The organism is Lachnoclostridium sp. An14, assembly GCF_002160755.1.
In the GTDB taxonomy this organism is placed as follows: Bacteria; Bacillota; Clostridia; order Lachnospirales; family Lachnospiraceae; genus Lachnoclostridium_A.
Window position 1 is genome coordinate 33,764 of the sequence record NZ_NFLE01000035.1, and the last position, 10,198, is coordinate 43,961.

The following is a 10,198-nucleotide window of genomic DNA, read 5'->3' on the forward strand; positions in this document are numbered from 1 at the left end:
TGCCTCCTGTCACATTTTTTCAAGTTTCTCGTCCACGGCGTTCCGCACAAACTCCACCATGGGGCCGAATACCACATGGATATGTTGCGGGGCTGGGAAGAAGATTCCGGAACAGCCGGACTGCTCCAGCTTTGTTTTATCTACTTTTTTCACATCCTCCAGGTCGATGCGCAGGCGGGTAATGCAGTTGTCCACGTTTTTGATGTTGGACTTTCCGCCCAGGGCCTCGATGACGATTTCCGCGATTTTGTCGTACTGTTTTTCGCGGATCAGGGTGTTATCCAGAGAGGGAGCGTCCTCCCGTCCGGGGGTCTTGATGTCAAAATGGAGGATGAACCATTTGAATACAAAGTAGGTGACCACACTCAAAACCAGGCCGATGATGATAAAGGACAGCCAGTTTGTATCCTCGTACAGCAGGCCGAAAATGGCAAAATCAAAGATGGTGCCGCGGATGTAGCCGATGCCCACATGGGCAAAGCTTAAAGCTACGGCGCCCAGACCGATAATGCAGGCGTAAATGATGTAGAGGACGGGGGAGATAAACACAAAGGAAAACTCCAAAGGCTCCGTCACATTTCCCAGAAGAGCCGTCACCACGCAGGTGATCATCAGGGATTTCACCAGGGGGCGGTTTTCCTTATAGGAAGTCCGGTACATGGCCAGGGCGATGGCCGGGAAGGCAAACATGGTGCAGAGCATCTGCTGCTGGGCCATAAAACGGGTAAGGCTGGGCATAAGGGACCAGTATTCGCTGGAGGGGCCGAGATTGAACAGAATTTCGTTCAGAGCCGGAACCACGCCCACGTAGGTTTCTCCGTTGATGACGTAGGAACCACCGGCCTCCGTAAAGCGGAACAGGGAGTTCCACAGATGGTGCAGGCCAAAGGGGATGAATGCCCGCTCTCCGGCTGCGGTGAAGAAGGGTCCTGCCGGGGAGAGGAAGATTACGGACAGTTTCGTAAGTCCGGCCACCAAAAACTGCCAGACCCAGGGAATAGTAACACCTAACAGAGCCATGATGCCAATGCAGATAATAGACACAGATTTTTTACCGGCGAAGAAGGCGAAGGCAACGGGCAGCTGCAGGTTGTAAAACCGGTCAGTGGCCCAGGCGGCTACCAGGCCGGCGATGATTCCGCCTAAAGCGTTGATGTTCAGGGTCTGGATGCCCAGCACCTGGATCTGTCCCACCTGGCTCATAACGTCCGGATCTGCCAGATTTCCCGTGGCTGTAAGCCATACGTTCATGGAGATGAGCATGACCAGATAGCCGATGACCGACGCGAATACGGAGATGCCTTTATCCCGCTTGCTCATCCCGTAGGCTACCCCCATAGCGAACAGGAGAGGAATGTTGTCAAAAACGATGCTGGCGATGGAGCGGATGCTGACCAGGACCGTGTTGATTGCCGGAGTGCCCAGAATGGGGAATCGCGCAATCATGTAGGACTGGACAAAGGCACCGGTGATGCCCATGACCATACCAACCGGGGCCATGACACCGATGGGAAGGAGCAGGGTACGGCCGAATTTTTGGATCGTTTGGTTGTACTTTTTCAGCATATTTCTAACCTCCTCATACATAATGGTTTTTGCTTTGTATATTGTTTGATTATAGGGAATTGGAGATGTGAAAACAAGAAAAAAGCCGTGACAACCGTTCTTTTTTCTGACGGAGGTCACAGCTTTTGACTTTAGTCATATCAGGATTTAAAGATGGAGGTTGTTTTGCGCTGACGTACAAAATTCATCAGAATGTCAGCCACCACGAACAGACCGATTCGGGAATGGAGATCGCAGGATTTTGTATCCACCTGATCCGCGGCGCAGTAGAGGTGGAGATCGGAAATACGGCTCAGAGTGTTGGTGGTGAAACCAGTTATGGAAATTACGGCGGCGTTGCGGGCTTTGGCGATTCTGGCCACCTCCAGAGCTTTTTGCGTTTCCCCGGAAAGGGAAATTACGATCAGAGTTTCGTTGATGTCGATGTTTTCCACTACAGCGCCGATTAAATTGAAATCCGTGAGGTTGATACATTTGATACCCAGCATGAGAAACATACGTTCCAGATAACTGGCTACAGCTTTGCTGGTTCCGCGTCCGACGATGTAAACGGTTTTGGAGCCTGTGATGGAGCGGGAGGCTTCCTGGAAAACATCGGCATTTATGAGAGCGAGAGTGCGTTTTACCTGGTCTAAGATCATATTTTGCAGGTGGTCAAGCTCAAGGGGAAGTTCCTCTGGGAGGACAGACTTTTGACTTTTCAGGTAGTATTTGAAATCGCTGAACCCTTCAAAGCCAAGTTTCTGGCACATATTGATGACTACGGTCTTGGAAACGGCAGCAGCCTTTGCCACGTCCTGGATGTTCATTTTTGCCGAACGGGCTTGGTTTTGATAAATATAGGAAAATACGCGTTTTTCACTTTCTGTAAGGGTTTCGTAAATTTCCGCAAGGTATTCCATACTGTTCTCCCACCTCATTTGTTTCAGAAAATATCAATAAAAAAATTTTAGCATAAAGGAGAGAGTTTTACAATGACTCAACAGAGGGGGATAGGCCGAAAACAAGGTCCTTCCCGGTTGATTCTCCCCGGTCAATATGGTATCATCATGGAATACGACAAATGGAAGCAAAGGAGACGAAACCATGCCGATCAAAGTACAGAACGATCTGCCGGCTAAGGCGATCCTGGAAAATGAGAACATTTTTGTGATGGATGAGCACCGGGCCATGACCCAGGACATCCGCCCGCTTTACATTGTGATCCTGAACCTGATGCCCACCAAGGAGGAGACGGAGCTGCAGCTTCTGCGGGCCCTGTCCAACACCCCTCTGCAGATCGACGTGACTTTGATGTGCGTGGAGAGCTACGTGTCCAAGAATACGCCCGCCTCCCATCTGAATAAGTATTATAAGCGGTTCCGGGAGATCTGCGGCCGCAGGTTTGACGGCATGATCATCACCGGGGCACCGGTGGAGCAGATGCCTTTTGAGGAAGTGAGCTACTGGAACGAACTGACGGAAATCATGGAGTGGAGCAGAACCAACGTGTTCAGCACCTTTCACATCTGCTGGGGCGCCCAGGCGGGGCTGTACTACCATTACGGGATCAAAAAGGTGATGCTGGAGAAGAAACTGAGCGGCGTTTACCGCCACGAGCTGCTGCACCGGAAGGTGCTCCTGGCCAGAGGAATGGATGACGTATTTTACGTGCCCCAGTCCCGCTACACCGGGCTTGACGAGGCAGCGGTGGCGGCGGAGCCCAGGCTCCAGGTGGTAGCGGAAAGCCAGGAGGCCGGCAGCTACATGATTATTGGCGACGGCGGCCGGAGGATCTTTATCACCGGCCACTCGGAGTACGACCGGATGACCCTGGATCAGGAATACCGCCGGGACGTGGGCCGGGACCTGGATCCGGACGTGCCGGACAACTACTACCCGGAAAACGATCCGGAAAAACGCCCCCAGCTCACCTGGCGTGCCAATTCCAACTGCGTTTACTCCAACTGGCTGAATTACTATGTATATCAGACAACGCCCTATGATTTGGAGAAACTGCGGTATTTGAGGGAGGGCGGAGAACGGTAAAAATGATATAAATATTTCCCGCAGAAAAAAGAGACAGGCATGGAGATTCCGAAAGACCCAGAAGGAGCGTATCAGGGGAAGGAAACTCTGTGCCTGTTTTTTATATCCTAGGAAATTGCGTTTCCTAGGACATAACAGCCTCCGGCGGTATGTGCACTCCGCGCAGGGGGAGATGGCTGCGTACGTAGCCGCGTTCCGGCGCGAGTGTGCGCTGCAGCGCACACATTTTATTGGAGTGACAAATCCCGAGATTTAAGCGGAAGTTTCACCGGTCTGGACCGTGAGTGTGAAAAAACATTTTCAATATCGCAGTATTTTCCCCATCCCCTCCGCATAAAACCCCAATTTTCCAGAAAAACTAAGAATCAACCTCCCGTTCCTTGACATTTTCTCCCTCATCCCTTACTCTATATACATAAAGTTAGTCAAAACTAACTTTAAAAAATAAATACCAAACCTCAATATCAAATCCCAACAACCACAAGGAGGAACAAAATGTATGACATCATAATCATCGGCGCCGGGCCGGCGGGGGTCAGCGCGGCGATTTATGGGGTGAGCAGGGGGAAATCCACCCTGATGATTGAAAAGGAGAAGGTGGGCGGCCTCATCGGCCGGGTGTCCACGGTGACCCACTATTCGGCTCTGGTGGAGCCGGAGACGGGGGAAAGTTTTGCCGCCCGGTTAAAGTCCCAGGCGGAGCGGGCCGGGGCGAAGATCGTCTATGAGACGGTGACGGGCGTCAGCCTTTCCGGGGACGTGAAAATGGTCACCACCGACAGGAACACCTACCAGGGCAAAACGGTGATCCTGGCAAACGGCACCGTTTCCAGAAAGCTGGGGATTCCGGGGGAGACAGAGCTTTGGGGCCGCGGAATCGGTATGAACGCCGCCAGGGACGGGCAGAAATACGCCGGAAAGCAGGTTTACGTGGTGGGCGGTGCCGACGGTGCCATCAAGGAGGCCCTTTACCTGGCGGGGCTGGCAGAGAAGGTGACTGTAATCCATTTTGAGGATCAGCTGGGAACCATCGCCGAATTTAAAAACCGGGTGGAGGCGAGCGAAAATATCCAGGTGCGTCTCCACACCCGGCTGACGGCCGTTTCCGGGGACGGACAGGTGGAGCGGCTGGAGCTGACGGACGTCAAAACGGGAAAAACGGAGGTGGTGGAGGATCCCGGCTGCGGCATATTTGTCTATGCCGGTTCCACTCCGGCCACGGAACTGTACGGGGAGCTGGAGTTAAAGGACGGCTATATCCCGGTAAATGAGCGGCAGGAAACGGCTCTGCCAGGAGTCTACGCCGCCGGTGACATCTGTGTCAAGCAGGTTCGCCAGGTGGCTACGGCGGTGGCGGACGGCGCCATAGCCGCTATTCATGCGGCTGCTGCCTGCTAAGGCACACGCCAAAACGTGCCCGTTTGCGAAACCGCGCGGGAAACGCGAATCTTGCCGCTGAAAACGTCACAAACGATCATCAGAGAATGGGAACGCCAAAAGCCGCGATCAAACCATACAAATGCAAAACCCACGATCAAAATCACAACCAAAACCATAACCGCAGCGGAAACCGCGACTGCAACCGCGGTGGCAGCCGCAATGGGGAGCTTGAGGGAAAAACGCCCGCAGGCTCCTTATTTTCTGCCCGGGATTCTTCCTCATGATTCCTTCCCATGATTCCTCACGATCCGGCAGACTCCTGTAGGCTCCTGTAGGATTTCGCCGCAAATCCTTTCCTGCCGCAGGCTGCCGTGGTACAATGATAGCCATACGAGGCTGGAAAGGAGAAACGCCATGAAGAACGAACCCAAGGGCCGTGAGGTCACGGCAGAACAGATCCGGAGTTTCCGCCTGCGGGCTCACCATCTGGACCGGGAGTACGGGATGGAGGAGGTGTTGGAGGCCGCCGGGGCCTGTGGATTTCAGAACAGCCCGCCGGGAGCCTGGGAAACGGCTCTCTGGAACCGGGTGCCCTCCTGCGGCAGGGAGGAAATGGAACGGCTGCTATACCGGGAAAAATCCCTTCTTCAGGCCTGGAGCCTGCGGGGCGTCCCCCTGGTATTTCCAGCCGGGGAGACGGGTGCCTTTCTCTCGGCCCTGATTCCTCAGGGGAAGGAACCGTGGATCTATACGAGGGGGATCCAGCTGGCTCTGGATTTTGTGGGACTGGAGTTTGAAGAAACCCTGGAGGCCCTCCGCCAGGTGATCGGGGAGCTGGATCATCAGACGCTGGTGAGCAAGACGGAGCTGGATCAGACTCTGGCCGAACGGATGCTCCCCCTTCTTCCGGAGGAAAAACGGCCTCTCTGGAGCCAGCCCTCTATGTACGGAAACCCGGAGAAACAGACGGTGGGCGGGGTGGCCGTCTCCTTTCTGCTGCGTCCCTGCGCCTTTGAAGGCCGCGTCGTGTTCGGGGAGCGAAAGGGCGCGTCGCCTTCCTTTACTTCCTATGAAAACTGGACAGGCCGTCCCTTCGAGGCGGATGGGGACGGAGGGAAAAAACTGGTGCGGAAATTCCTGCACTGCTACGGCCCGGCCACTGCCGATATGCTGGCCGCCTGGCTGGGCTGTTCCGGGGTTCAGGCCAGACGGCTGTGGAAACTGGTGGCCGGAGAGCTGGAGCCGGTGATGTTCCAGGGGAAACGGGCGTTTATCCTGGCGGAGGACGGAGAAACTTTGTGGGGCAAGCCGGTGTTTGAGCGGCAGCTCCTCCTGTTAGGCGGCCACGATCCCTATCTGGATCAGCGGGACCGCCAGGTGCTCCAGCCGGAAAAAAGCCTCCAGCGGCAGATCTGGAGAACGGTGGCCAACCCCGGCGTCGTGATAGTCCAGGGAAAGGCCGTGGGAATCTGGACGGCGGTCCAGGGCGGAAAAGGAAAAGGCCTGCGGTTTCAGGCATCGCTCTGGGAGGAGGGCGTCAGCCGGAACGCCATCCGGGAGCTGGCGGAGGCGTACGGGGCGTTCCGCGGGGAGGAAATCGGGGAGTTTGAGGTGAAATGAGGGGGAATTGACATTCTCCTCCCAAACCGCTATAATCCCATTATCAGAAACATTCGGAAGGGGTGAGTACAATGCTGTTTGGAAAATTTTGTATTGGAAATGGCTCCGCGCAAGCTGTTGATACAAAGCATTGTACGGAGCCGGAGAGACAGGAGAGCATGGGGAGCAGAATCGCCCTTGACGCGGCCCGTTAGAGACGCCGCTTTCTTCCTGTTTCCATATTTCTTTTTTGACGGTTTGGCAGTGGACAATGCTTTGTCTGCTGCCTTTTTGTTTGCCACGGGAAACTCGTTTCCAATGGTGAGGCGGCCATACTCCGGCTCGGGCAAGCGCCGCGGTACACACTTGGAATCGAAACCTCCGATTCGCCGCCGTTTGAGCCGGCGGCGCAAATGAACCGTAAAAAAGAAAGGAACTTAAACTTATGAAAGAAATAAAGACTCTGACCACCGGTTCCGTATCCCGAAACCTGTTTTGCTTTGCCCTCCCTCTGCTTCTGGCCAACCTTTTACAGTCCTTCTACAGCGTCGTGGATATGGTGGTTGTGGGGAATCTGGTGGGGGAAACGGGGCTGGCTGCCATCAGCAACGCCTCCTCCATCAGTTTCATCATCAATTCCATCTGCATCGGCGTCACCATGGGCGGCACGGTGCTCACAGCCCGGTATCAGGGGGCAAATGACCGGCAGGCCAGAGGGGAGACGGTAAGGACGTTGTTTAAAATCTCCCTGTGGGCTTCGTTCGCTGTCACGGCGGCGGCCCTGGCGGTTTACCGGCCGGTGCTGCAGGCTATGAACGTGCCGGCGGAGGCCATGGAGGATGCCTGCGGCTACATGAGAGTGATCAGTTTCGGCACCGTGTTTGTCTTTGGCTACAACGCGGCTTGTTCCGTCCTGAAAGGGTTGGGAGATTCCCGCAGCCCCCTGGGGTTTGTGGCGGCCGCGGCGGCGGTGAACATTGTGCTGGATCTGGCGCTGGTGGGCCCGTTTCATATGGGAACGGTGGGAGCGGCCTACGCCACCGTTTTTTCCCAGGCCGTCTCCTGTTTTCTCGCCCTTTTGCATTTAAAAAGGAAAACGGCTGTCTTTGATGTTTCCATTCAGGGACGGAGAGAAGGGAGCGGCTGCTTGAAAGAACTTTTGCGGATCGGCCTGCCCACGGCGATTCAGATGGTGGTGGTAAACCTTTCCTATCTGCTTGTCACAGGAATGTTAAACCAGTTTGGAGTAGCCGTGGCCGCAGCCTCTGGAATTGGCCTGAAAATCAACACCTTCGCGGGAATGCCCTGCTGGGCCGTAGGGCAGGCGGTGACAGCCATGGCCGGCCAGAACATGGGGGCGGGAGACCTCCCGCGGGTAAGACGCACTGTGAAAACGGGCCTGCGCTTAAACCTTCTGGTGACGCTGGCGGCTGTGCTCACGGTTCAGCTTTTCGCCGGGCCTTTGGTGGCCCTGTTTGAGCCGGAAAACCGGGAAGTGATCCGGGACGGGATCTTATATCTGCGCATCTGCTGCGGGATCAACAGCCTGGTCTATGCGGCCATGTACACCTTCGATTCCTTTGCCATCGGCGCCGGTTCTGCCGGGATCGCCATGGGAAATGCCCTGTTAGACGCCGTGTTTGTGCGGATTCCCGTGAGCTGGATCCTGGCCTTCTGTCTGGATCTTGGGGCGCCCGGGATCTACATTGGCCAGGCGGTTTCCCCCATTCTTCCGGCAGCGGCCGGGTTCTGGTATTGGAAACGGGGAGCGTGGGCGAGCCGGAGGCCAGAGATGAAAGGGGCAGAAAAAGAGGGGCGGTTTTGATTGTTTCGCCACCCGTTTCGTAGTAAACTGATGAAAACAGAAAATCTGGGCGATAAAAGCAGGAGGGATGGTATGAAAGAATTTGACATTCGGTCAGGATTGGTGTATGTCAATGGCCTGGACACGGAAAAATTTGCAGGAATGTTAAAGGATCCGTCTCAGTGCTATAAATTTTACTGGCTGGAGGCCATTTTAAAACTGACGTGGGAGGAGGAACGGGAGCTGACCTTCGACGAGATCATAGACGAGATGATCTGGGCAGTGTGGCACTCCGTGACGGAATATCACCTCCACCTGGGGCCGGCGATCCGGGGAAAGTCGGAAAATTTCCTGGAGCGGATTGTAAAAACCCTGGAACAGGATCCGGACCTCCCACGGCCGGTGACTCGGGAAGGCGTTTTGGCGGCCATCCGCCGGAATGAGGAGAGCATTAAAAAGGACAAAAACAACCTGGCAGCCTGCGTTCCCTACCGCCTGCTGTCCTCCTTTTTGGAGGAAATTAACGGCCGCGACCGCCTGTGGGGCAGCCGCGGCCGGTTTATCGCCTATGTGCAGCAGGTGAGCGAGGAGACCGACATTTTTTACACCATCGTAGACGGCCGCGGCCTGCAGAAACGGGTGCGGATGAATCCCCACTGGCGGCAGCTGGTGCTGGACAATTACCAGGTGATTTCCGGCTGGATCCGGATGAAAAAGGCACAGTTTTTGCAGGACCGCAACCCCGGCGTCCCCGGCATCATCTACAAGCTGGAGGCGAACACGGAAGGAGGCCGGAAATTGGGCCATGCCCGCGCCCTGTGGAAGGCCGCGGCGGAGGCCAGCCGCTGTCCCATCCGGGACATTTACACCGGGGACACCCTGAAAGAAACGGCCTTTGAGCTGGATCACTTTATCCCCTGGTCCTACATTGCCAACAACGAGCTGTGGAACTTAACGCCCATGGACGGCCGCCTGAACGCCAGCAAAGGCAACCGCCTGCCGGAGTGGAACCGCTATTTTCCACCTCTGGCGGAGAACCAGTACGTTTTGTACAAAAGTATTTTCACCTACAGCGAAGTGCGTGAGCGGTTTGAAAAATGCCGCCGGGACAACCTAAACGCCATCTGGGCGGCAGAGGAGCTTTTTGTGGAGGGGAACACTCAGGAGCGTTTTGGGCAGATTTTAGAGCGGAATTTCCGCCCGGTCTATGAGATGGCCAGGCTGCAGGGCTACGGCCTGTGGCGCGGGGCGGAGAGTTTGGCGGGAGGAGGCGTCTCTGTTTGACATTGCCCGCCCTTTGCCGTAAAATACCATCAAAACCCGGCGGCGGAGTACCTGCGGGCATTCTGCGGCGGAAGATCAGGAGGAAACAGCATGGCGATACCGAAGGATCCAGCCATTCTCCTCAGCTACGTGAACACCCAGCTGCGGGATTTTTATCCCAGCCTGGAGGAGTTCTGCGCGTCAGCAGGGGCAGACCGGAAGGAGATCGAAGAAACATTATCCAAAATTGGATATGAGTACAGCAAGGAGGAGAATCAGTTTATCTGATTCATTTTCCGGACATTTCAAAAACGAGCCGCGGAACCGGCCTGGAGCAGGGGAATCTGTCATCCGAGACGGTTTCCGCGGTTCGTTTCGCAATTTGTGCCGAACCGCGAGCTGCGCCAAACCGCGATTTGCGCCGAACCACGAGTTGTGCCGATTCGCGAGTTGTGCCGAACCGCGATTTGCACCGAACCGCGAGCCGCGCCAATCCAGGACTTCCCCCGTTTCGCGCCTCCCGTCTCCCGTCTCCCGCCTTCCCCCTTTCCCCTTTCC

8 protein-coding genes are annotated in these 10,198 nt (G+C 55.5%); 6 read left to right on the forward strand and 2 right to left on the reverse strand.

Annotated features, from left to right (window positions below; translation table 11 throughout):
• Positions 1-9: 9 nt before the first annotated feature.
• Both B5E84_RS16105 and B5E84_RS16110 read right to left on the reverse strand, forming a co-directional pair.
• On the reverse strand, positions 10-1,566 hold the full coding sequence (locus B5E84_RS16105) for a PTS transporter subunit EIIC (RefSeq protein ID WP_087224600.1): 1,557 nt from the start codon (positions 1,564-1,566) through the stop codon (positions 10-12).
• A 140-nt stretch (positions 1,567-1,706) separates the two neighbouring features.
• Positions 1,707-2,468, reverse strand: a complete 762-nt coding sequence (locus B5E84_RS16110; RefSeq protein ID WP_162612879.1) for a MurR/RpiR family transcriptional regulator — start codon at positions 2,466-2,468, stop codon at positions 1,707-1,709.
• A 184-nt stretch (positions 2,469-2,652) separates the two neighbouring features.
• Between B5E84_RS16110 and metA the strand changes: the two genes are divergently transcribed.
• The 6 genes from metA (at position 2,653) to B5E84_RS16145 (ending at position 9,928) form a co-directional block, all read left to right on the forward strand.
• A complete protein-coding gene (metA, locus tag B5E84_RS16115) occupies positions 2,653-3,594 on the forward strand; it encodes a homoserine O-acetyltransferase MetA (protein ID WP_087224606.1) in 942 nt (313 codons plus the stop codon).
• 495 nt (positions 3,595-4,089) lie between these two features.
• Complete coding sequence (locus B5E84_RS16120) at positions 4,090-4,992, forward strand: NAD(P)/FAD-dependent oxidoreductase (RefSeq protein ID WP_087224610.1); 903 nt, start codon at positions 4,090-4,092, stop codon at positions 4,990-4,992.
• A 396-nt stretch (positions 4,993-5,388) separates the two neighbouring features.
• Positions 5,389-6,594, forward strand: a complete 1,206-nt coding sequence (locus B5E84_RS16125; RefSeq protein WP_087224613.1) for a winged helix DNA-binding domain-containing protein — start codon at positions 5,389-5,391, stop codon at positions 6,592-6,594.
• Between the two features lie 424 nt (positions 6,595-7,018).
• Entirely contained in the window at positions 7,019-8,398 is a 1,380-nt protein-coding gene (locus tag B5E84_RS16135; protein ID WP_087224619.1) for an MATE family efflux transporter, read from the forward strand.
• 72 nt (positions 8,399-8,470) lie between these two features.
• On the forward strand, positions 8,471-9,661 hold the full coding sequence (locus B5E84_RS16140) for an HNH endonuclease domain-containing protein (protein WP_162612880.1): 1,191 nt from the start codon (positions 8,471-8,473) through the stop codon (positions 9,659-9,661).
• Positions 9,662-9,751: 90 nt separating this feature from the next.
• Entirely contained in the window at positions 9,752-9,928 is a 177-nt protein-coding gene (locus B5E84_RS16145; protein WP_087224625.1) for a DUF4250 domain-containing protein, read from the forward strand.
• Positions 9,929-10,198 lie beyond the last annotated feature (270 nt).